The sequence below is a fragment of the Kitasatospora sp. NEAU-69 genome (assembly GCF_057158765.1).
The window spans coordinates 39486-62968 of the sequence record NZ_JBWXUE010000029.1; the positions used below are offsets into that span (position 1 = coordinate 39486).

Here is a 23483-nt window from a genome sequence, read left to right on the forward strand (position 1 = left end):
CTTCTCACCTCGAATCATTCGAGCCCTGAATCATTACGGCGATTGTATGCTTTGAGTCATGGATGACGTCAAGGGCAAGACCGAGGACGCCGGCATCCCCGGCACACTGGTGTTCCGGCTCGGCACTCTGGGCACGATCGCCGCGGACCGGTTCGCAGCCGCCATCGAGCCACTGGGCCTCAAGCCCAAACACGTCGGCCTGATGACCTCACTGGCCCACCAGTCGTCGGCCTCCCAGCAAGACCTCGCCGCCCGCCTCGGCGTGGCCCCCAGCCTGGTCGTCTCACTCGCCGACCACCTCGAACACCTCGGCGCCGTCCAACGCGTGCGCGACCCCGCCGACCGCCGCCGCCAGGTCCTCACCCTCACCGACCACGGCAGCACCCTGCTCACCCAATGCACCACCCGCGCCCGCGCCCTGGACGAACGGTTCACCGCCCCCCTCACACCCGCCCAACGCAACGCCGTCCAGGAAGCACTCGCCATCCTCGCCACAGAGGCAGGGCTCCCCGGCCACTGAGGGGCGCTTGGCAGTGCGGCCAGCGCACGATCCGGAGGAGCTGGGCTTCGGATCCGGGATGACCTGCTGGCGACGGCTGCGGGACTGGCACGAGGCCGGCGTCCGGGACCGGCTGCACCAGGTGCTGCTGACCGAGCTGCACCGCACCGGGAAGCTGGACTGGTCGCGGGCGGTGATCGACGGCTCGCACCACCAGGCCCGTCGGGGCAGCCCAAAACGGGGCCGGGCCCGGTCGACCGCGACGAGGGGCCGCCCGCGCCATCGCCCTCGGCAGCTGTTCGCGGACGGCGGCTACGAATTCGACAAGGACCGCCGCCTGCTATGGAAGCGCGGCATCAAGCCGGTGATCGCTCGCCGCGGTGTGCTGCACGGCTCCGGCCTGGGCACCGTGCGGTGGGTGGTCGAGCGCACGAACGCCTGGATCCACGGCTTCCACCGGCTTCGGATCCGCTGGGACATCCGCGACGACATCCACGAGGCATTCCTGAAGCCGGCCTGCTGTGTGATCACCTACGGACCGGTCCGAGCACTGTGTCAGCTCCTCCGCGCTGCCCAGCCCCGCCCTCCCAGCCCGCCCTCGTCCAGCGGTGCGGCCTGCTCCGAGATATGGGACACAGCCGGAAGGGAGGGCTCTTCCACCAGGTTCTTTGCGAGAAGGGCGTCAGGACTACCCGGCTCCGATCCACCGCCGCAGCTCACAAGCGCTCAGCGGGCCATGGGTGGGGACGGCGGCGGTAGACGGCGACGTCATGGTGGAAGGCGATGACGAGGTCGCCGTCGGCGCTGACCGCGATGGCGCGCGGGGCGTCGATGGAGATGGTCGTGATGACCGTTCCGGTGCGGAGGTCCCAGAGCCGCACGCTGCCATCCGTGCTACCGGTGACGACAACCGGCTCGCCGTCCAGGACCGTGAGGGCGACGGCTCCAACGGACTGGGTGTGGCCGGTGAGGGGCTGGCCGACCGGTTGACCGGCACCCAGCCGCCAGAGCCACACGGTGCCGTCGGTGGTACCGGTGACAGCCACTGGATCCCCGTCGACGACCGCGCAGGCCATCGCCAGGGTAGAGCTGATCTCACTGGCAGGTGACTCGCCGACAGGGCTGCCTGAGGCCAGATCCCACAGCCGCACCGTGAAGTCGAAACTGCTGACCACGGCAGTCGGCCGGCCCTCGACCGTCGTACACGCCATCGCCAGCAGGATGTCGGCAGGGCCAGCGAAGAGCTGCCCGGCGGATGACAGAGTGGTCAGGTCCCACCAGCGCAGCCTGCGGTCAGCGCCGATGGTGACGGCGATCGGCTCTCCACCAAGAGTCGTACAGGCAACGTCCCGCACGGTGTCGGTATGGCCGACGAGGGGATGGCCGACGGGTCGGCGTGCGGCCAGGTCCCACAATCGCACCGTACGGTCGCGACTACCGGTTACCGCTAGCGGATTGCCGCCAACGACCGTACAGGCCACCGCGGTCACAGCGTCAGTGTGACCGGCAAAAGGTCGGCTGACGGGCTGCCCCACATCCAGGTCCCACAAACGCACCGTACGGTCGCCGCTACCGGTCACGGCTACCGGCCTGCCGCCAACGACCGTACAGGCCACCGCGGTCACAGCGTCAGTGTGGCCGACAACGGGATCGCCGACGGCGTCACTTGCAGCCAAGTCCCACAACCGCAGCGTGCCGTCCGTGCCGTCCGTGCTGTCCGTCACCGCGATCGGACGACCTCCGAGGCTCGTACACGCGACCGCAATCGCGCCACCGTGGTGGTTGATGAGAAGCCGGCCGAGCGGCCTGCCCGAGCCCAGGTCCCACACCCGCACCGTGCCGTCCCAACTGCCTGTGACAGCGACGCGTCTTCCGTCGACAAGGGCACACGCCACGGCCGTCAGGTGCTGACTGTGACCGGCCAGGGGGCGGCCCACGGGTTGACCGGTGCTCAGGTCCCACACCCACACCGCGCCGTCCCAACTGCCGACGACGGCAACCGGTCGGCCGGCACGCACCGTACATGCCAGGGCAGTCACACGATCGGTATGACCGGCGACGGGCCGACCCACGGGTTGACCGGAGCTCAGGTCCCACACCCACACCGCGCCGTCCCAACTGCCGGTGACGGCAACCGTCCGATCACCGACGACCGAGAAGTCCACCCCGTTGACGGTATTGGTGTGGCCGGTGAGGGGCTCACCGATGGACTGCCTGGTAACCAAGTCCCACAAACGCACCGTGCCGTCATGGCCACCCGTCACGGCGACCGACCTGCCGTCGACGGTCGCACACGCCACAGCATTGCTGATGTCGCCGTGGCCCCGGATCGCGTCCCGCAGCGCTGGGTTGAAGCTACCCCCTGTCGCCCACACCGGTGCCCACTCCCCCACCGGGATCCGTCGCACCAGGGCGCGGTGCAGTTCGCCGGCTCCCGCGCGAGCGGCGTCCAGGGCGAGGGTCTGGCGGCGCACCGGCGGGGGCGCGGCGTGGTGGAGGTGGAGGCCGCTGCGGTAGACGGCGGCGGCCAGGCGGGCGGTGTCGGTGCCGGCGCGGTGGAGGTACGGGGTGAGGCCGCGGGGGGCGGCGTGCACCAGGTACTCGGTGTCGGCGAGGACCTGGTCCAGCAACCCCGACTCTGCCGCGTGGTGGGCCAGATGGTGGAGGGCGTACGGATGGGCGCGGGCCCAGTCGCGGGAACCGTCGGCGCGGTACGGGACGGTGTCGGTGAGAACGCGGCTGTAGGCGGCGTGAACCGCAGCCGGGTCAGTGTCGTCGCGCAGGTGCTCGGCCAGCGCCTCGTGGTAGAGCCGGTAGGCGGAGCGGCCGTTCTCGGTGGCCTCGACGACGTAGGAGCCGGCCGCGCGGCGCAGCCATAGCAGGTCGTCGTCGGTGTAGGGGCGGCCGGAGATCTCGGTGGCGAGCCAGGCCCAAACGTCCTCCCAGGGCAGGCCCTGTCCCTGGGCGTAGCCGAGCGGGCGCAGCAAGTCGGTGGCACGCTGGGCGTCGCCGCCGAGACGTTGCCGCAGGTCACGGCGCATGGCGTCGCTGGCGTGGCGGGGCAGGGCGGCGCGCCAGGCGGGGTCGCGCGGGTCGGCGATGGCGGAGGCGGCGGCCAGGGTGCCGGCGGCGATGCGGGCGATCAGGAAGGAGCTGCCGGCCGCCTGGGCAACCGCCTTGGCAACCGGTCGCACGGCGCCGAGCCGGTCGCGGTACGGGGAACCGCGGTGGGCGTCCAGCAGGTTGCGGGCGGCGTAGATGGTGAGGGCCTCGGGGTCGGCGTACCGGGCGGCGTCGAGGTCGACGACGTGGGCGGGGTCGGTGCCGATGCGGGGCAGCAGGTACGGGCGGGTACCCAGGAGCAGGCGGATCCGGCCCCGGGAGTGCTCGATCAGCGGGCCCAGGACGGTGTCGCACAGGCTTCCGGGGGTGGCGGCCTCGTCGAGGGCGTCGATGAGGACGGTCAGGGGCCGCGGACGGTGGTCGAGCGCATCGAGCAGTTCGCCGACGGTGCCGGCCCGGACCCGGGCGGCGGCGCACAGGGCGTCCAGCACGTCGGTGTCGGTGAGGCGTTGGGCGTAGACGGCGGTGTCGAGCGGGCGGCCGGTGAGGAGGTCCGACGGCAGGCCGAGGCGGCCGACGGGGACGGTGCGGTACCGATCGGGGTGGGCGAGGGCGGCGATCAGGCCGAGGACGGCGGTCTTGCCCGAACCGGGTGCCGCGGTGACCACTCGGCACACCGAGTCGGGCGTGGGGGCGTTGAGCCAGGCGGCCAGGTCCTGGAGTGCGGCGCGGCGGCCGCTGAACCACCACTTGGGGACGGTGCCCTCGTCACCCTGGAACCCCATGGCTCGGACCAGCAACCGGGTGGAGAGCTCGGTCTCCCGTCGTCGGTCCTGCTCGTCGAAAGCGGCGGCCTGCTGGATCGCCAGGTCGACCTCGTTCAGGCCGCTGCTGTGGCGGGGGTTGGGAAAGAACGCCGGCGGCTCGCCGTCCAGGCCCACCATCGACATGGTGACCCGCTGGTGCGCGGGCAGTTCGGGCGACCTGTTGATGTGCTGCACCACCGCGTTCACCGACAGCGTGGCCGGACCGTGGCCCGCGACGGGCAGGCCGGTCACCGCAGCCTCCAGCAGCTTCGGGAAGAGGCCCGCCCCCGCCGTCTGGTTCGGCTGCGCGGCGGAGATGACCACCAGGCCGGACCCACCGGCACCGCCCCAGCCGTTCGCGAGGCGCTGCAGGGCGGCGGCGGCCAACTGGTTGCCGCCCTGGCCGCCGTAGCAGGCGTCGATCATGAGTAGCACCCGGCGCACCGCGGTGTCGCGCAGCATCGTGCGGACCAGGTCCGAGGTCTCCAGCGCCGTGTAGGACAAGTCCCTGGGGTCGGTGTCGGCAGTGAGCAGGACGTGCTCGCCGCCGTCGAGGATCTCGCCGTGGCAGGTCAGGTACACCGCCAGCAGGTCGTCCGCGCGGCGCTCAGGTGAGGTGCAGAACGCGTGCAGGGCGTCCTTCAGCTGCTGCTTGGTCGGGTTGAGCGGCACGCAGTCGTGCAGGCGGTAGCCGAGCCGGTCGGTGAAGACGTCGGTGATCCGCGCCCGGGCGTCCACCAGGTCCGGCTCGTTCCAGTCCGGGTTCTTCGGGTAGTCGGGCACCGCTGCGGCGATCAGGAACCGCCGCGGGCCCTCCCGGTCGGTCACGCCAGGCCCTCCGCGATCGCGCGCCCGCACAGCGCGTCGGTCAGGTAGGCGGTTGCGTCGTGGGCATGGGCGCCGGTCTCCAGCACGCCCGAGCGCAGCCGGTCGCCGAACAGCGGCCGCAGATCCTTGACCAGGGCCACCACGTCTCCCGTGGCGGCCAGGTTGGTCCAGGCGAGCCGGTCGCCGCCCGGCCAGTGTCCGCGCGGCCCGGCGGGGGCGGGCCGGAGCCGGTCGAAGACCAGGTGACGGATCCCCAGCGGCGAGCCGATCGTCACCAGTGCCCGTACCCCGTGCCCCGGCAGTGCGCACAGCGCCTCGTAGGCCACCACCGAGCCCAACGAGTGGGCGATCACCACTCTGGTGTCCGACCCGATCGCCGAGGCCACCCGGGCGCGCACCCGCTCGCGCACCTGGTCGTCCGTCAGATAGGCACGGACCTGCTTCAGATCGCTGACCATCGACCGCAACGCCACGTCGGCGAAGAATCGCGAACCCGACAGGGCCCGCAGGGCGGCCTGGACCGACCGCGGGGCCGCCGCCAGGGTGCCCGCCGCGTCCGGAGGCACCACGCCGGCGTCGACCTGCGCCGCCGCGCGCCACCAGGCCGCGAGCAGGTCGCGTTCGAATCCGTCCTCGACGTCCTGGGCCGTGTACAGCGGGTCTCCGGCGGCGAGCAACCGGCCGGGTGGCCGGAACAGGTCGCCGTAGAAGCCCATCGTGACCTGGGACCGCCTTACCAGACTGGCGGACCCCGCCCGCCGCAGCCCGTCACTCAGGGCGGGCCACCAAGCCGCCAGCAGCCGATCCTCCCCCTGCACCTGCTGCCCTATCCCGTGCACGCACACCACCCGGGACACCGCGCCCACCCCCACGCCCGACAATCACGACCGACCGACGGGCTCAGTCCTACCAGCACTCGCGGGCTGCTCGCACCTCGCCGCACGCACCGGGGCTCCGGCGTGGCGGCTCTCCTGACTCCCCGTCCGACTGCAGGCCACCCGCCGGGGGACGAGGCCACCCGCAACCTCGGCTACGAGCACCTACGCCGCCACGACTTGCGCCACACCGGTCTCAGCTGGATGGCCGACGCCGGGTTCCTTCCGCACATCCTCGTGGAAATCGTGGGTCACCGGCTCATCACCACCGCCCAGCGCTACTTCCACCCCGACGTTCTCCGGATCCTGGAAGTCGGCCAAGCCCTCACCCATCACCTGGAGAGACTCCAACATGACGGCCCCGCCATCGGTGACACACCGCAATCGCCATCGCCTCGAAACACCCGCCGATCAGCCACTTCGAGGCGGCCCGAGCCGCTCCACGACGAGCAGCAGGCGCCAGAAGGGCCCAAGAAATTCCCCGATACAAACCGATTTGACGCACTCGATCTGCTCCCGGCGCACGTGACTGTTCGAAGACCGACCCCAGTCACGGCGAACGACCCTCGGTCTGGCAGCCCCCGGACCGGCGTGACCAGGTGGACCGGAGCCGAGGGACGGTCCTTCCCGATGCTCCCGAGCAGGCCCTCCAGCTTGAGGTCGTTCCAGCGTCGGAACGGGTACCCCTCCAACGTCCCGCCATACGTCGAAGACAGTCGCACGTCCGAGAGTTCGATCGAGCGACCGGACGTGAGAACTATGTGCGCCACTGCCATCGCACCCAACCTACCGGCGCAACAGGACCCGACCGCCGGTCCCCCACTCCGAGGCTGCGACAGCTACTCCAAGCAGGCCGGCATCGGTCAGCGGTGCTCGGGCCGCCGGCAGCCCTTCAACAGCGCTCACGGTCAGTGCTTGAGGCCGCGCAGCAGCCGTACGTACGGGCTCCAGTGCGCCGGGCGGGCCACCGCACCCGTGCAGGCGAGTTCGGCGCGGTCCAGGCTGTCCTCCAGGCACGCGTCGTGGAGCGGACGCCAGACGAGTGGCCAGGCGAGGCGGGCGGGGCCGCGCGCGTTCATGGCGAGGGTGTGGCGTAGCAACGTGTGCTCTTCGTCGACGGCGAAGATCGCGTATTCGTGGAATCCGTGGAAGCCTCGCGGCCCGCTGAAGGCGAAGCGCACCCAGGTGGAGGGGACGTACGCGGCGACGGTGTAGCGGACCGGGCCGTGTCCGCCTACCGCCCCGGCCGCCAGGGGCCGGTCGAACTCCATCTGCGGCCAACCCAGTTGGGCCCAAAGCTGATCGTCACTGCTCGACAGGGTGTCAATCAGCGTTCCCACCTCGCTCGCCTTCGCGGCCAGCAGGCGCTCGTGCACGTTGTAGACGCCCATGCGTCCTCCCGGGATCAGTTTTAGAGGAACATCTCTAATATTCTGGAGAGTACTCTCCAGATCATGGCCAGACCACCCCGTTTCGACATGAACCAGCTTCTGGACGCCGCCGTGCGACTGGCCGCGGTGTCGGGTCCGGTGGGGGTGACCATGTCGGCGGTCGCCAAGGACGTGGGAGCCCCGAGCGGTTCGGTGTACCACCGTTTCGCCGGCCGGACCGCGCTGCTCGCCGAGGTGTGGCTGCGGACGGTCGAGCGCTTCCAGGAGGGCTACTTCAAGGCCCTCGAAGCGGACGGCGACGCGCGGCGGACGGCGCGCGCGGCGGCGCGCCATGTCGTCGCCTGGAGCCGTGCCCACCCGCAGGAAGCCACTCTCCTCCTCTACGGCGCCGAGGATTTCGGGCGCGCCGACTGGTCCGAGGAGTACGTCCACCGCGCGGATCGCGGCAAGCAGCGCGTGCGCGCCGCCCTCGCATCCCTCAGTGGGGCCCTGGGCGCCGAGGACCCGCAGGCCGCCGAATGTGTCGCTCTCGCCCTGGTCGACCTGCCCCTCTCACTGGTCCGCCGTCACCTGCGGGCCGGCATGCCCCTCCCCCCTTACGCCGAGGAGCTCGCCGAGGAGTGCACCGCCGCACTGCTCGGCTCACTCCCCGCCGAGCCGGCCTCCCCGCCCATGACCCCAGCCACCGACTGACGAAGCGCCCCATGGCCATTTGACGGACTACGTGGACATCCGGGGCCGCGCCAGGCTCGGCCGGCCGTCCGGATCAGCCGGTGCGCAGACCCTCCAGGAGCGCGGTCAGATAGCGCTGGGCGGTGTCGGTGCGGGCCGCGGGAACACCGCCGTGGACGGTCGCGGCGTAGGCGATTCCGCACATCAGCGGAACCAGGTCGGCCGAGGTCAGGTCGGCGCGCACGACTGCGGCGTCACGGGCCCGGTCGAGCAGCCGCCCGCCAAGGGACCACAGAGCCCGTTTCAGTTCGGTGGTGTGCACCAGTGCGTCCGTGGGCGCTGCGGTGACCGCGGACAGCGAGGCGTCGGTGACCTGCGCCTCGATGGTGCGGGCCAGGAAGCCGGCGAGGGCGCGCCAGGGATCGCCGTCGTCCAGCGCCTGCTCGCCATGGGCGACGAGTAGCTCCAGGCTGCGGGTGGCGACGGTCTCCAGGAGCGCCTCGGTGGTCGGAAAGTGCCGATAGACGGTGCCGACCCCCATGCCGACGCGGCGGGCGACATCGTTGAGCTGCAGCGGTACGCCCTCGTCCACCAGATTGCGGGCCACGGCGACGATCTGTTCCCAGTTGCGGGCGGCGTCCTTGCGCAGAGGTGGGGTCGTCATCGGAGCAGTCTAACTGGATAGCCCATCCGAATCAGAAAGCGGATACTCCATCCGCATCTGCTACGGTGAAGCAACCGGATAAGTAATCCGCGTATTCGTACAACTGGAAGGGGCGCGCCATGCAGAAGACGGCGCTGGTCACAGCGGGAACCGCCGGCATCGGCTGGGAGACGGCCCTGGGGCTGGCCACCGCCGGCTTGGCGGTCACCGTGGTCGGGCGCAACGCCGAGCGCGGCGCCCGTGCGGTCGAACGGATCAACGCCACGGCGCCGGCGCATCCCGCCCGGTTCGTGGCCGCCGACCTCGCCTCGCTCGACGCGGTCCGCACGCTGGCGGACCGGATCGGCTCCGACGGCCCGCTGACCGTCCTGGTCAACAACGTCGGCGCGATGTTCGCGGACCGGCAGGACTCGGCCGACGGGATCGAGGCGACGTTCGCCGTCAACCACCTCTCGCCGTACCTGCTGACCGAACTGCTGCTACCCGCGCTGCGATCCGGCACGCCGAGCCGGATCGTGAACGTGACCTCGGGCGCGATCGGTGTCGCCAAGCGGACGTTCGACGCCGTCGAGCCGCCCGGCGGGTACTACGGCTTCCACTGGTACGGCCGCGCCAAGCTCGCCAACCTCGCCTACACGCTCGACCTGGCAGGCCGACTCGACGGCACGGGCGTCTCGGTCTTCGCCGCGGACCCCGGTGGCGCCGCGACCGACATGACCAACGGCACGCTGCGCGACCCCAGGATCGTCTCCCCCGGCCTGCGCCTGCTCTGGCCGCTCGTCCGACGGAAGTTCGAACGCTCGACCTCGGGCCCGGCCTCCGTGGCGGCCAGGCCCTCGATCTTCGCCGCGACCGACGACTCGCTGACCGGCCGGACCGGCATCGTCATCGGCCCCCAGGCACACCCGGTCACGCCCTTCCGCGCCGCGACCGATCCCCGCATCGCCGAAGCCGTCCACCGCCTCAGCCGGCACCTCGCACCACCCATGGCCGGGTAACGGGCCCCGGGCAGAGGCGGTCCGGGCCGGAGACGTCGCCCAGAACGTTGTCGATGTAGGCCGCCAGCAAGACCCGGAGGCGACCGTGCCGGTCGCAGCCGTGAACGAGTGGCTGTGACAAGCACCGTCGCAACGGTCCTCAGACGACGTCGAACTCGTTGCCCTCCGGGTCCCGCATGGCCGCGGCGTAGAGCCCCATGTTCGGCTCGTCCTTGATCTTCAGCACGGTGGCGCCGGCCTCGACCAGCTGGTCCACTGCGGCCCTGACCCGCCGCGCGCGGACGTCCAGCGGGACGTCACGGCCGCCACCGACCTTCAGGTCGAAGTGCCACCGGTTCTTGGCGGTCTTCGGCTCCGGAACCTGCTGGAACCACACGCGCGGTCCACGACCCGCCGGATCGACGATCGACTCCGGAATGTCGCCGGCCCCGGCCGGCAACTCCTCCGCGGGCACCCCTATCGCCTCCCAGTAGGCGCGCCACGTGGCGTGCCCGTCCGGCGCGGGCTCGGGCACATAGCCCAGGGCCCGGGCCCAGAAAGCCACCATCCGCTGCGGATCGGAGCAGTCGATCGTCAGCTGCACTGTCATCTCCATGCCCGGAGCGTCCCAGACAGGTCTGACGGGCGATCCACTTCGCTACAGGCCTTGAGGTCGTGCCTGTCGGGTCAGGCCGTCGCGGTACCTCGGTGCGTGGGGAGCCCGGCCCGCACCTTGGCGATGGCGGTACGACTGACCGAAGGAGCAGAGATGACCCACCGCGTCACCCTGCGCCAGGGCTCCGCCGAACGGATCCTCGTCTGCGGGGCAACCCTGGACAACTCCGGGCTCGCCGCCTTCCTCCGCAGCGCTTACGCAGGAGATGCACGAGATCGCCGGCCGCGGCCCACTCCCGCTCCCCGGGCCCGCTTTCGTCCGCGTCCATGGAGTGTGCGACGACGACAACGAGACGCTCGTCGAGGCGTGCCTGCCGTTCCGGTAGGACGGCGCGCAGCCTACGGACCTGCCCGAGGGGATGACCATGCGCGAGCTGCCCGAGAGCGCGCTCGCCTGCACGGAGGTCGAGGGCGCGGCCGCTGTGTTCCCGCAGATCCTCAGCGCGTACGACGCCGTCGCCGACTGGATCACCCAACACGGCTTTGCCTCCGCGGGCCCGGTCCGGATGATCTTCCGCAGCCGACGCGACCAGGACCAGGCCACCGATGGCCTGGTGTTCCACCGTCACGGCCGCCCCCTGCACCCGCATACGTGCTCAACCGCTTCCACACGCTGTGCCGCAAGGCCGCCCGCGCCGGCGCCGACCGCGCCACCCCCGCCTGACCATCCACCCCACCCAGCCGAGAACAGGCGTGTTGGCCTGATCCGACCACACCGCGACCACCAGCTGACGGAACAACAAAAAGGCCGTCTCCGCATTTCTGCGAAAACGGCCTCCGACCTGCGAACAATCGCGGTCGGGACGACAGGATTTGAACCTGCGACCCCTTGACCCCCAGTCAAGTGCTTCAAGTAGTGTCGCCAGCCGAGGATCCGACGATCCCGGCCTTTTTGCTTTCCTCAACTTCCATGGAAAGAAGCCATATTGGAGATCATTGGCGCCCGCTCGGGCGACTGCTAACTCGCGACGGGCGCGAGGCGCGGGCAGCGTCAATTTCGTGCAGCGGCGTCCGTTATGACGCATGGGCGCTCAACGGCGCTCATGGCGCGTGGTCCCCAAATGGCCCCCAGGGCCCAGGACCGATCCCAGTCACGAAGAGTAAGGGCGATCTGACGCCCACTCGGCCGATGCCAGTGGCAGCACCCGGCAGTCGACCCGCGCAGCACCGCTACCGTTGTGATCACTGCACCCAGATCAAGGTCGCTTGCCTCTCGACTACGGACAGTGATCTTCGGGGCGGCATGTCGTCTTGAGCGCGTCCTGCCTGATCGGTCCCGCAGCGCCTCGCGCCCCACCCCGCATGCTCTGCCGACACGCCCAGCCACCCGGCGCACCCTGGACCCGCAACCACCCGATTCAAGGAGGAGCCCACCCATGGCACAGCGGACGCGCAGATTGTCCCTGGGGTAAGCGATCTTGCCCCCTCCCCGCGCGCTCGGGGCCGTCCGCATTCTCGATCACTTGCCCACAGCGATAGCGGTCTGGCCCGGTTGGACAATGCCATTTGCACCCACACACGGCCCTGTCGGCTCTGGGTCAAAGCGCCCCGGCGCCCCGGGCCGAGTGGCTGGAGGGAACCCCCGCAGTATCGCCAGCAACCATCTCGGAGACGCCGAGGTCTTCTCGGTCGAGGTCGAGCAGGCGGTTGTGCGCGGCACTCAAGACCGGGATGCGTTTGGGGAGTTCACCGTCGCAATCGTTCAGGGCGTCTCATCTCTACCATCAACCACGAGTGGGAGCTTCCAGTATGCCCCTGGGGACCGATAGCGGTTCGAGTACAGGGATCAGCTTCGCGAGGAGCACCAACTGGCTGACATTCCAAAGCTGTTCCCGTGTCAGGACGCGGCCGGATAGGGCTCGTTCGTGCCGTGCAAGCCTCGCCGCTACGGCCTGGCTTACCAGGTGAGTTTGCCATTCGTCGCAAGCCGTGGGTGCCGGACTGTCCAACCGGCTTCGCTACGAGAATCCCCGGCGGTCGGACGGATGCTTCATGAGGTCGTCGAGGAGAGTGTCCGTGACTGCTTCTTCGTAGACGGCCTGATCGGTGTGTCGCATGGCTTCAGCGAGCTGCGGATCCCATGGGGTCGGGTATGGCTTGCCACTGAGGGGGATGTGATCGTCCTCGTCGGTGGCGGAGGCGCCGGCCAGGTAGTCGGCAGCGGTCATGCGCCAGGGGCGGGCCTGGTAGCGGCTGATGAGCTGGTTGGTCATGTCGATGCCGGGCCAGTCGAAGTCACCGTGGTAGTGGAGTTTTCCTCCGCCTCGGCAGATTGCTCGGGTGAGGCGGTGGAAGGCGGTTGATGGTCGGCCTTCGGTGCAGACGAGTGGTGGGCTCTTCGGGCCGAGTTCTCCGGCGGCACGTCGTAGGACGGCGGGGTTCTCGCATGCGTAGACGTTGGGCTGGTCGAGGGAGATCGGCAGGGTGACCAGTTGGTGGAGGGAGACGTGGAAGGGCGTGCCGTAGCCGGCGGCGCCGGTGAGCCATTCGCCCAGGCCTTCGCCGTGGGCGGGCAGGTTGAGCACCAAGACTCGGCTGGCGAGGTCATCGACGATCACGTCGAAAGAATCCCAGAGTTCGCGGCGTGCCTCGGCGCCGTTCGCAAGAGTGGTGTCGCGGGCTTGGGCCAGGGCGCGAAGCACCAGAGCCGGGAGCGCGCCGCTGCCGTGGTTGAGGGCTTTGGTGTCTCCGGTGGTTGCTTCGGCAAGCACTGGGAGCATGAGCGGCGGCGCGCCGGCTGGGCGCGTCTGCAGGTGTTCGAGGACGCGGATGGCGCGGGTCAGTGTGGTGCCGTCGTTCTTGTTGATGAGGCTGGTGAGGGTGCCGTCTGTTGTGATGGCGGTGAGCCAGTCCCGGTACCACGCGTGTTGTGCGTGGAGCGGGCTGGCTTCGACTGCGGTGATCAGCTGTGCTCGCGTCCGGGCCTGTGCTTCCTTCTGTCCCGGGCGGTCGACGAGCGGTCCTCCGAACCGCGTGAGGAGGGCTGCCAGTGGCGCGCCGGTGGCAGCCAGAACGGCCGCTTCGAGGTCGGCAAGCTTCACCGTGATCCTGGCGGTGCCCGGTGGCCGGTAGGTGCCGGTGATGCCGATCAGTGCCTCGCGTTCGGCGTCGGTGGGGGTGATGATGCTCACCGAGCCATCGAGCCGGCCCCCGGTGCGTTCGAGGGAACGGCGCGCGGCTGTCAGCAACCGCTGGTACTGGAGGCCGCCGTAGAGGTTTTGTGGGTCTGTCGGTGTCGTCATTCCTCACCGTCCTGTCCCTCGGTGAGGTCGTCAAGGTCGCTGTCGGGGTTGATGTCGCTGAGGCGGCCGTCGCTGACCGGTGCGTGGCGCCGGGGTGTGAACCCGAGGATGTCCGCAGCCAGTTCGTCGGATCCCGGGTAGCCGAGGTCGTCGTGGATCTGTTCTCCGTCCCAGAGCATGAGCATGGCGGAGACAGTGTGGGTTGCTTCGTCGTGGAGCATGTCGTAGTGCGAGATACGCGGGACCGACGGGTAGGTGATCCACAGGTCGTGGCCGGTCATGAAGAGGTCGAGGTCGAACTTGACGGTCAGGGCGAGGAGGTCGGGGCGGTAGCGCTCGTCGATCCCTGCGAAGGCCTCGTCCAGCGCGATCAAGCGAGGGCAGGTGGGGTGGGCTGAGCCGTACTGGGCGTTGGCGGCGGCGAAGAGCGGCAGGTGGATGGAGGCGGACTTCTCACCGCCGGACATTTCGCTGTGCTTGGAGCGAGTGAGCTTCTCCTCCTTCCCTCCCGGACGGGACAGGAGCAGCTCGAATCGGCGCCAGGATCGGTAGTCGAGAACCTGGGAGATGATCTGCTGGTAGGTCTTGCGGCGGTCGCGGGCTTGTGCGGCCCGGATCTGGCTGCGCAGATGCGAGCGGAGTTCGGCGAGCCCTGCGGGCCCCAGTGTCTTGGCGTCCTTCTCCAGGAGTTTGTTGACGGCGCGCTGGGAGTCGGTCAGGTTGTCCGACTGGACCCAGCGGATTCCGACCCTGGTTCCGGAGGACATGGGTTTGGCCCGGGTGTCGGCGTCCATCTCCCTGACGAGGTCGCGTGCTTCGATGGTCCGGGAGTGGACTTGTTGGGCGAGGCCGGTGAGGAGGGTGTCCTCCAGCACGGTTCGCTCTCGTTCTTCCAGGAGCACCTTCTGGTCGGCGACTTGTTCGGCCAGGCGGACGGAGAACTCGACGATGGGCGCGGGGCCGTCGTTGTCCCGGACACGGGCGAGGATGATGTCGCCGTCGGGTTCCCATTCGAAGTGGTATCCCTGGTCGGATGATGTGAGGGCGCTCTCGAGTGTGCTCAGGGCGGTGGACAGCTTGGTCGTGGTGGTCTTGATGGTGCTGTCGGTGGCTGCCCGGCCGCGGGTGGCCTCGTCGAGGGCGTCATAGAGGGCACAGGTGCTATCGGGGAGGGCACCACGGGCTCCGGCCTCGGGGGTGAGGTCGGCGCTCGGGGCGGTGAGCCGCGCCATCAGATCCTCTGCGGCTTGACTGGCCTTCGGCCACAGCTCGGTGGGAGTCCAGTTGCTGTCGGTGTTCGCGCCCAGGACGCGGAGCAGGTCGGGCCTGCTGTACGGCTGGAGGGCGGCTGCCGTGCGCAGTTGTTCGGCCAGTGCCGTGGTGAGGGCCTCGTGGAGGTACTGGAAGGCGTTGTCGGTCCCGGCGAGTGCGAGCTGTTGGGCCGTGTGGTCCTTGTCGGCGCGCCGGTGGGCCAGCTGAGCATCCTCGAGCTGACGCTTCAAGGTGTTGATCTCTTCGTGGATCCGGCGCAGCGGTGCGCCGAGGGTTTCTTCCTGCTTACGGAGGCGCTCGGCGAGCGCCGTGTAGTCGATGCGTCGCTCTTCGAGGGCCTCGGCCTGTTCCTGGCAGGCGGTGGTCTGGTCGTCGACGGTGTTGCGTCGGTCGGTGAGGTCTTTGCGCAGGTCGGTGATGCTGCTCCTGGTTGTCTCCAGGTCGGCGGCGGCGGTGGTGAAGTCGCGGAGGGCGAGGTCGACGGCTTTGAGGCCTTCGGTGTCGGTGGGGAGAGTGAGGGCTGCTGCGCTCTTGTGGAGTTGGCGCTTGCGCTCGTGGGCTTCCGCGATGGCGTTGTCGAGTGCCTTGCCGGCGGTGGTGAGCCGGGTTCGGGCGTCGGCCGCCTTGTTGGCGGCGATGACCACCTGTTGGGCGGCGGTGACGATGCCGGTGGTGCTCGGCAGTTGGGCGCGGGCGGTTGCGAAGGCTGCGAGGTTTCCGGCCGCGTGCTGGAGGTCGGTGGTCAGTGTCTTCAGCGTGCTTTCGAGGCCGGCGATGGCGGCGTCGTAGGCGTTGAGGCGCTCGCGGCGGCGGGCGGCGCGTGCTGTCGCTCCGATGTACTCGGGTTGGTGCTTGGGGTGGGCGCCGCGGTGGACTCCGAGGGAGAACTGGCCGCGGGTGGTGACGATTGCACTGGGGTCGTGGTCGGTGTGCCGGTCCGGATTGGCGAGGTCGTCGGCGAGGGCGATGGAGGTGAGGACGTCATTGATGGCCTGCGCCTCGACGTGCTCCTGTTCCTCGGGGATGAGGACGTCGGCGAGGGTGCGGCCGGAGGGGCGTTGGTCGGGCGGAAGCGGCTGTAGGAAGCCGTCGGCTTCCTGGTCGGCGATGGCCTGGAGTGTGGCGCTGGGGTGGGGGTGTACCCAAGCCGTGAGGAGGCCTGCGCCATACAGGGCGCCTTCGAGTGCGGCTGTGTGGTCGGGGCTCAGGTGGTCGGCGAAGCGGACGAGCTGCCACAGTGGCGCGCCGGGGCGGTCGGTGCGGTCGGCGGGGCGCAGGTCGCTGGGCGGCGGGGCGTCGTCGCGCTGCGCCGCCACGCTCGCGCGCTCGGCACGTGTCGTCTCCAGCGTGGTGCTGGTCTCGTCGTGCTGGAGTTGGAGTGCGTCCTGGTGTCGTCGGGCCTGGATGCGGCGCTCGTCGGTGGCGTTGTGGAAGGCCTCCTGCAGGGAGGTTGCGCCGGGTTCGTCTGCCGTTGCCAGTGTGTGGGCGAGCAGAGCGGTGTCGTCCGGTCCGAGTACGGCGTGGGGGTCGGTTCCGGTCCAACGGTTGGTGAAGGCTGCCAGCTCGGCGGCGGTCTGCGTCCGTGTGTCGGCGAGCGTTCGGGCTGCTCGGTCGCTTTCGAGTTCGCGCTCGGTAACCTCGGCCTGGACCTTGTCGAAGGCGTCCTGGGCTACCTTCTGCGCGTCGGCCGCGTCCTGGTAGCGGTTCAGGTGGCCTTGGACGACTCCGATGTCGTGGCGCCGGGTGATCACTCGGGCAGCGGCTTGGGTCTTGACGTCCTTGGCCAGGTCGAGCGGGTCGTCGTCAGTCCGGATGCCCGCGTGGCGGGCGTGGTCGAGCAGTGCGGCGACGTGCCGATCTGCGGTCTTCTCCGCTGTGGTCAGCCTTTCGGCGAGGCGGTCGGCTTCCTGTCCGAGCGTTGCCATGTGCTTCTGGGCCCGTGTGAGGTTGGTCTCGGTGTCCTGGATCGTTCGGTGTTCCGCGCTGACGCGGGCCCGTAGTTCGTCGAGGTCCCGTTCGCCCTTGATCGCTTCGTGGTTCTTGAGGCCGTCCAGTCGGGCCTGGGTCTTCTTCTCCTGCTCCGCTGCCGTGTTTCGTGCGGCCTGGGCCTTGGCCAGGGCCGCGGTGGCGTCCCGTCGTTGCTGGGCGGCGTCGGTGATCTTCTGGCAGTGTCCGGCTGTGGCCCGGAGCCGCTCGGTGATCTGGTCGACCCGGTTACGGGCGTGGACGCGCATGTAGGCGGTGTACTCGCGCAGGAAGTCCTGGACGGCCGTGTCTGCTCCGATCAGTGCGTCGAGGACGTCCTGGATCTCGGCGAGGTTCTCGAAGTCCCCGGCGGCCTGCTTGATCAGGTGTTCATCGAGCGGGCGCAGTCCGGCGGTGAGGGTGGCGGAGAGCTTGTCGGGGTCCAGGTCTTTGGCGAGCAGTGGGCGGCGCAGTTGCAGGAGGAGGTTGATGAGCTGGGCGTAGCGTTCGCGGCCGAGTCCGAACAGGCGCTCGTCGATGGCGTCTCGGTAGGCGGTGCTGGTGGTGTGGAGGGCGTCCTTGCCGATGAGCTTTTCCAGCTCCGTCTTGCGGAGCGGACGGGAGTCGGCGGTGAGGAGGCCGAAGTCGATGCCGACGCGGCCGTCGGTGACGAAGAAGACACGGCCGGGGCGTTCTTTCGCCTTGTGGGCGAGGAGGCCGATGCCGATGGTGACAGCTTCGAGGAGTCGGCCTTCGGGGGTTGATCGGGTGAATTCCATCCAGACGTAGCCGAAGTTGGACTCCTGGCCGCGGTAGAGCAGGTTAGATTTCATGGTGCGTTCTTCGCCGCTGAACGGGTCGAGGCGGCGGGCGTCGATGCTGCCGTCGAGGACGAGGGGGAAGAGGACTTCGAGGGCTTTGGTCTTGCCGGATCCGTTGTGGCCGCGTAGCACCAGGCGGCCGTCGGCGAAGACGAACTCCTCGTCGTCGTAGTCCCACAGGCCGACGATGCCGGCGCGGGACGGCTTGAAGCGGATGGTGGTTTCGCCTGCGGTGGGGGTGGTCATCGGGTGACGTCCTCGGGTGCGCTGAAGTCAAAGGCGAACTGGCCGTCGACGCTCGGGCTGGGGAGGGCTGCGGTGATGTTGCGGTAGCGGCCGGCGGCTGGGCGGATGAGGATTCCGCCGGGGACGCGGTGGGCCAGGCGCAGGTCCGTGAGGAGAGTGATCGCTTCGTCCAGGAGGCCTGCGGGGTCGGCCTGCCACTTGTTGGTGAAGGAGGACGGGCCGAACTCCTCGTAGAGTTCGGCGATCATCTCGTCCAGCCGGGCGTGTTCGACGAGTGTGGCGGTCGCCGGCGGGTGTGGGTGTTGCGGGCCGTCGGCGTGGCCAACTGCGGGTGGGTGTCCGGGGGTGGGTGATTCGTCGGCCAGGGCGGTCAGGGTGGCTGTGTGGGGCAGGGCGACGTCGATGTGGGCGATGAGGGCGTCGTGTTCGTCGACGGGGTCGGGCGTGGGAAGCCGGCTTAGCCTGCCTGCTTGGGTGGGGTCTTCTTGCAGGTCGGCGACCTTGGCGAGGAGAAGGCCGGCGGTGCGGTTGATCGCGCCGCCGCGGCCGGGGAAACGTTTGTCGGTGAAGTGTCCGGTGGTGTCGACCAGCATGATGCCTTCGGCGCGCCGTTCGATCTTCAGGCCGGTGAACCGTGTGAGGTCTTCCACCAGTGCGGGCTGGCGCAGCGCGCTGGCCGTCTCGGGGTCGGCATCGGCGTAGTAGACCGCCGGGTGCTCGATGACGGCTCGGCGGGCGCGCTGGGCGGCGTAGCGTCGGCGGGCGTCGCGGCCGGTACCGGTCGGCGCTGATTCGAGAAGGCCGGCCACGCTGGTGAGGTGTTGAAGGGGTTTGCCGGGCTTGAACAGCGCCGCGCACAGGCTTTGGTCGATGTCGTAGAGCGCGTCGCCGCGTTCGTGGTCGCGGGCCCAGTGCTGGGTGGAACCGTCGGACAGGCGCAGCGCTCCGCGGTGGACGAGCCAGTCGATGACGTCGACGACGGCGTCCTTGTGTCCTGGGACGGTCGGGTCGAAGCCCAGGTGCTCGATGGTGTTGGCGTACGGGGTGAGTTCCCGCACGAGATCGGCGAGGCTGATCTCGATGCGCGAGCGGTGCAGGCAGGCGAGGACCAGGCAGAGGTAGGCGAGGCGGCGCCGGTCGAAGGGCCGCTTGCTGCTGCCGGCGGCGGTGAAGTCCTGGCTGCCGTCGAGGCTGTCGAGGCGGCGGGTCAGCCGGGCGTGGTACGAGGTGGTGTGCAGGGTGTAGCCCAGAAGAGAGCGGAAGTCCTTCGCCAGCTCATCGGCCCAGGGCAGTACGGAAGCCAGTGCGCCCTTACGTGGATAGCTGTCGGTGACGAGGCTGTGCAGCAGCATCAAACGCGCTGCCTGCTGGTAGGAGCCGAGCTGGGCAGTCTCGACGGTTGCGGCGACGCGGTGTGTTGTCATCAGCTGGGCTCCCGGGTGCGGGGGCTTCGGCGGGCCGGGGTGATCTCCAGGTGGAACCCGGGGAGGTGCAGAGTGCCGTTGACGGTCCGCAGCTGACTGCCTCTCTGGTCAGGGATCAGGCGCAGCATCATGACATCGCTGGCTCCGGTGGACGGGTGCAGGCGGCCGGCCACCACGGTGCGGCTCTCCAGAGCGCGGGTGAGAAGCTTCAGTACCGCCCGCGTCTCTGCTTCGTCCAGGACTCGCTCGTGGGCGCCGTGCTCAAGTAGCCCGCTCGCGGCAGCTCTCTCCGCGGCCCGACTCTGAAGATGCTTCTGCCGCAGCGGTGCGCGGATTCCTCGACTGTTGCGCACCGGTTGCGGCCCGCCGGGGGCGGGACGTTTGCCGTGCTTGAACAGGCTGACACTGACCTCGACACCGGGAGCGTCCCACCAGGTGGAGCGGCTGGAAATCTGGTCGTCATCGTCATGGGCACCGGACAGGTGACGCACGGAACGCAGGTCGAACGCCGCGGCCATCAGCGCGTTCGCCGCCTGCTGATCCGGCGCTCCGGCGACCCAGGCAGCGAGGTGGCGAAGCTGGGTGGTGCGGCTGACGCCAGTGCGCCGGGACTCGGTGACCTGCCGCAGGAGAGCGATGACTCCCGAGATCGCGTCGCGGGTGGCGCTCTGCAACTGGACGGCCTTCGGTTCAGCGGGATACTCGGCGACGAACCACTGACGCAGCCCCGTCCAGCGTCGTCGCCAATCCTCCCTGCGGGCAGCCACGCTCATCATGGGCCGCCCGTCGACGTCGGCAACGCGGTCGAGCATCGTTTCGACGCCACTGTCCTCGACCTCGCGGACCGCGTCGAGCAGGCGGGGGGTATAGCGCTCGAGCTCCGCCGAGAACTCGCTCATGTGTGCGAGTAGGGTGTGCTTGTGGCGCAGGAACGTCTCGGGCGAGATGTCGGTCGTACGGGCCACGTCGTTCAGCGTGAGGTAGAACCGGGCCGAACGCTGGGTCATGTCCTCCAGGACCGCGTCCAGTCGGGAGAGTTTCCGGTAGATCTCCTCGCGGTCCGCGCTGCGGTTCGCCGTCGCCAGGGCCGTCAGGTCCGCGAGGATGTCGGCGAAGACGAGCCGTGAAAGGTTGGCGTCCTCCACTCGGGCCCCGATCACGGCCTCCACGGCTGTGTATGCCCGGTATCCGATCTCCGTGAATTGGTAGACCGACTGCCGGTTGCGGTACGCGGCAAGCGTTCCGGCGCGGGATGCGTCCTCGACCCGGTGAAGGACCTTGCCGCCTTCTCGTCCCCGGTCCTGCTCACCCGACAGGACATCCAGCATGTTCCGCAGGTTCAGCTCGCCGGGGGCCGGCACATCGGCGTGCGTCTCGCCGAGTTCGGTCAGCGCTCGGGCTACATCAGCCGTGTGAACTTGCACCTGGTGGACCGCACGCAGGACGTTCATCGCCCTCAAGACCCACAAGTAGGCCGTTGAATCCTCGCGTTGGGTGAAGTTGAAGAGTCGGAGTCGGTCTCCCACCGCGAGCGAATCGAGGTCGAATGATGTCGACGCCGTGTCACTCGGACCCTCACGCTCTGCCATCCAGGCCACTTCCCCTTCCCTCGTCGGCACCCCGCTCCACGGTGGCACGCCCCTCTGACATTTCAGAGGCGCGCACCCTCCGTTCGAACTCCCCGCCCGAGCCGGCGCATGGTCCGTACCGTAACCGCTGGCACCAGCGATGCGCCGGGAGATCACCCAACTGGCGGGCCCGTTGGCCAATTTCACACGCAGGTCTCGGGCCACCTCACGGAGGCGCGGAGGAGGGTGGATCTCCCAAGGGCGACAGGAGAGGGGTACCGGAGATGGACTGGTGCCCCTTCTTGCGGAGCGCCGGTGCCATTCGGCCCCGACGCTCCGGCTGCGGCGGTCTTCAGGCTGCATCCGGCAGCTGCTCCGACGACATCGCCGGTTCGCTCGCCAGCTGGAACCCGCAGTCGCCCGGACGCCGGCCCAGCTTCTGCAGCGTCAGGGCTGCCAGCAACCCGGCTCCGGGGCCGCTCACGGGAGAGCGCTGAGTCCTGACGAAGAAGATGCCGTCCTCGTTCGGCTCCGCGCCATTGAGGTCTCCTCCAGAGGCGAGCGCGACGCAGAAGCCCCACAGGTCGGCACGCAGCCCGCTCGGCAGGCTGGGGTCGACGTAGACGAGCGGATAGCGCTCGCCGTCCTTGTCATAGCCGAAGGCAACCGCGGCTCCGATGCCCTCGGGCAAGTCGGGAGCATCCTCGGGCAGGTCCTCAGCCAGACCATGGAGGTAATCAACGATGATCGTCTTCAACGCGTCGATCACCTCTTCGTTGGTTCGCCAGCCGTGAAGCGGGGCCCAGCGGCCTTCCTCGTAGAGCGACGCGATTTCCGGTGCAGTGTGCGGGTCGGCGTCGACGGCCGCGCCCTCCGCTCTGTCCGCACGCTTTCCGGGGACGCTGATGATTTCGAGCTCGGCGTCGGACTTGGACGCCGGCGCGGCACACATACCGATGCCGGGCTTCCCGAGGTAGTACCCGATGAGCTTGCGGATGAGTCGTGAGAGATCCTGGTCACTCTGACCGGGCCGCACGTAGATACGCAGGCCGCTCGGCTGATCGCCGAGCATCGCGCCGAGCGCGTCGTACGGCATCTCCGCTTCGAGAACGGTGGCGTTCAGAAGGTCCAGAAGGACCTTGAGCGGCAGCGCCCAGGCGTCGTGTGCGCGCAGCACATCGGCGCGCTCGAAGACCTGCGGCTCCTTCGAGGTCGTGCGGGCCTCGGAGGCTCGCTGCTCGACGCTGGTGACATTGTCGGCCATGTCGTGTCCCTTCATCGCGGTGTCCATCGATGAATTCAGTTTCCACACGACCGACATGTCTCATGGCTTAGAGTGGAGAAGCGTGTTCAGCTGCGCTCGGACTCCGACAGGCTCCGGGAGCACCTGTTTGATCACGCGGGACTTCGCTTGGCAACCTGTGTGGGGGAACCGTGGTCAAGGGTGCCGTGCTGAGGGGGTACCTTCTGGAAGAGGCGCTGGCCTGGCTGCTGCGCTCCTCGGGTTATCGACTGCTGGTGCACCAGAGCCAGGATCCCGAGGAATTGGTGACCGACGGGAGCACCCTTCGGGTCCGTGGCAGGGGTGCGCTGCATCAGGTGGACGCGCTGGGAGAGTTCGCGTTCACGCCGGCGTTCTCGATGCCAGTCCGGCTGTTTCTGGAAGCGAAGTTCTACCAGGACCGCTGCGGACTGGAGATCGTGCGCAACGCCCACGGTGTGCTGCACGACGTGAACGAGAACTTCATGATGCACGCAGGCAGGAGGCCGCGGCAGCGGTACCAGTATACGTACGCCCTGTTCTCGACTTCGGGGTTCACGTCAGAGGCCCAGAAGTACGCCGTGGCACACCAGATCTCGCTGGTGGACATGTCAGGTGCCTCTTTCTCCTGGCTGCTGGGGACGATCGGCACCACTGCTTGGACACTGGAGCAGGCACAGCCCAGCCTCGGCTCGGTACCGTTCCCGGTGACGTGGGTGCGTACGGAGCTTCGAAAGAAGCTGGGGACCTGGACAGCGTCCCCAGGCTTGCTGCCGACGGCTGTGCCGACGAACGACACGTTCCGGGAAGAGGCCGCGGCGGCGATCGACGCCTTCGCTGCCGCGCTGCGGCAGAACAGCGATGCCGAGTTGCTGCTGGGCTTCCCTTCGGCGCCGTTCATCTTGCCACTGGCTGTCAACGATCACCTGGCGTTCACCTCGTACGCGGACGCGCAGCCGGACCATGCGGTGCGGATCCGGCGACGGGGCAGCGGGGGTTCGGCTGAGTGGACCGTGTCGCCGTTGGGCCAGGAGGGCGCGTACGAGCTCGCCTTCAAGCTGCCGGAACAGGTGGAGGACTGGATCAGCGACATCGAGGAGAAGGAGCGGCGGCGCACCCTGGAGGTGAAGGAGCAGTTCCTGTCCACGATCACGATCTACCGGATGAACGGCGGTGGTGTGCGGGCGTACCAGCTGCGCTACGAGCCGAGTTCCCTCTCGCGGTCCTGAGCCGG

Annotated in this window: 15 protein-coding genes, 1 tRNA gene and 1 pseudogene; 6 read left to right on the forward strand and 11 right to left on the reverse strand. The window is 69.2% G+C overall.

Annotated features, from left to right (window positions below; all coding sequences use genetic code 11):
- Positions 1–58: 58 nt before the first annotated feature.
- Complete coding sequence (locus AC060L_RS28465; protein ID WP_483801817.1) at positions 59–520, forward strand: MarR family winged helix-turn-helix transcriptional regulator; 462 nt, start codon at positions 59–61, stop codon at positions 518–520.
- A gap of 31 nt (positions 521–551) precedes the next feature.
- A pseudogene (locus tag AC060L_RS28470) lies at positions 552–1046 on the forward strand (transposase family protein); the annotation flags it as partial.
- 169 nt (positions 1047–1215) lie between these two features.
- Here AC060L_RS28470 and AC060L_RS28475 read toward each other — a convergent pair.
- From AC060L_RS28475 to AC060L_RS28485, 3 genes are all read right to left on the reverse strand, one after another.
- Positions 1216–5196 (reverse strand): caspase family protein, encoded by a 3981-nt coding sequence (locus AC060L_RS28475; RefSeq protein WP_483801818.1) that lies wholly within the window; start codon positions 5194–5196, stop codon positions 1216–1218.
- Positions 5193–6053 (reverse strand): hypothetical protein, encoded by an 861-nt coding sequence (locus AC060L_RS28480; RefSeq protein ID WP_483801819.1) that lies wholly within the window; start codon positions 6051–6053, stop codon positions 5193–5195. The genes AC060L_RS28475 and AC060L_RS28480 overlap by 4 nt, the downstream gene beginning before the upstream one ends.
- A gap of 926 nt (positions 6054–6979) precedes the next feature.
- Positions 6980–7462, reverse strand: a complete 483-nt coding sequence (locus tag AC060L_RS28485; protein WP_483801820.1) for an SRPBCC family protein — start codon at positions 7460–7462, stop codon at positions 6980–6982.
- 63 nt (positions 7463–7525) lie between these two features.
- Here AC060L_RS28485 and AC060L_RS28490 point away from each other — a divergent pair, with 63 nt between their 5' ends.
- Positions 7526–8155 (forward strand): TetR/AcrR family transcriptional regulator, encoded by a 630-nt coding sequence (locus AC060L_RS28490; protein ID WP_483801821.1) that lies wholly within the window; start codon positions 7526–7528, stop codon positions 8153–8155.
- A 73-nt stretch (positions 8156–8228) separates the two neighbouring features.
- Here the strand turns inward: AC060L_RS28490 and AC060L_RS28495 are convergent, their stop codons facing one another.
- Positions 8229–8798, reverse strand: a complete 570-nt coding sequence (locus AC060L_RS28495) for a TetR/AcrR family transcriptional regulator (protein WP_483801822.1) — start codon at positions 8796–8798, stop codon at positions 8229–8231.
- Positions 8799–8917: 119 nt separating this feature from the next.
- Between AC060L_RS28495 and AC060L_RS28500 the strand changes: the two genes are divergently transcribed.
- The gene (locus tag AC060L_RS28500) at positions 8918–9796 is read left to right on the forward strand and encodes an SDR family NAD(P)-dependent oxidoreductase (protein ID WP_483801823.1); all 879 of its coding nucleotides are present in this window, start codon (positions 8918–8920) and stop codon (positions 9794–9796) included.
- Positions 9797–9935: 139 nt separating this feature from the next.
- On the opposite strand, the gene AC060L_RS28505 is transcribed toward AC060L_RS28500, so the two are convergent.
- Positions 9936–10391: a VOC family protein gene (locus tag AC060L_RS28505; RefSeq protein ID WP_483801824.1), complete on the reverse strand. Its 456-nt coding sequence runs from the start codon at positions 10389–10391 to the stop codon at positions 9936–9938.
- A 424-nt stretch (positions 10392–10815) separates the two neighbouring features.
- On the opposite strand from AC060L_RS28505, the gene AC060L_RS28510 reads away from it, so the two are divergent.
- The gene (locus tag AC060L_RS28510) at positions 10816–11283 is read left to right on the forward strand and encodes a GyrI-like domain-containing protein (protein ID WP_483801825.1); all 468 of its coding nucleotides are present in this window, start codon (positions 10816–10818) and stop codon (positions 11281–11283) included.
- On the opposite strand, the gene AC060L_RS28515 is transcribed toward AC060L_RS28510, so the two are convergent.
- The 6 genes from AC060L_RS28515 to AC060L_RS28540 all read right to left on the reverse strand — a co-directional run bounded on the left by AC060L_RS28515 (position 11249) and on the right by AC060L_RS28540 (position 22309).
- Positions 11249–11336: transfer RNA gene (locus AC060L_RS28515), tRNA-Pro, on the reverse strand. The two genes, AC060L_RS28510 and AC060L_RS28515, sit on opposite strands and share 35 nt — an antisense overlap.
- A gap of 1072 nt (positions 11337–12408) precedes the next feature.
- A complete protein-coding gene (locus tag AC060L_RS28520; RefSeq protein ID WP_483801826.1) occupies positions 12409–13692 on the reverse strand; it encodes a TIGR02679 family protein in 1284 nt (427 codons plus the stop codon).
- Complete coding sequence (locus AC060L_RS28525; RefSeq protein WP_483801827.1) at positions 13689–17996, reverse strand: TIGR02680 family protein; 4308 nt, start codon at positions 17994–17996, stop codon at positions 13689–13691. The genes AC060L_RS28520 and AC060L_RS28525 overlap by 4 nt, the downstream gene beginning before the upstream one ends.
- Complete coding sequence (locus AC060L_RS28530; protein ID WP_483801828.1) at positions 17993–19420, reverse strand: DUF2398 family protein; 1428 nt, start codon at positions 19418–19420, stop codon at positions 17993–17995. Before AC060L_RS28530 ends, AC060L_RS28525 begins: the two co-directional genes overlap by 4 nt.
- Positions 19420–21009: a TIGR02677 family protein gene (locus AC060L_RS28535; protein ID WP_483801829.1), complete on the reverse strand. Its 1590-nt coding sequence runs from the start codon at positions 21007–21009 to the stop codon at positions 19420–19422. Before AC060L_RS28535 ends, AC060L_RS28530 begins: the two co-directional genes overlap by 1 nt.
- A gap of 331 nt (positions 21010–21340) precedes the next feature.
- Positions 21341–22309, reverse strand: coding sequence for a hypothetical protein (locus tag AC060L_RS28540; protein ID WP_483801830.1), 969 nt, complete (start codon positions 22307–22309; stop codon positions 21341–21343).
- A 113-nt stretch (positions 22310–22422) separates the two neighbouring features.
- Between AC060L_RS28540 and AC060L_RS28545 the strand changes: the two genes are divergently transcribed.
- Positions 22423–23478, forward strand: coding sequence for a hypothetical protein (locus AC060L_RS28545; RefSeq protein WP_483801831.1), 1056 nt, complete (start codon positions 22423–22425; stop codon positions 23476–23478).
- The last annotated feature ends 5 nt before the right edge of the window (positions 23479–23483 follow it).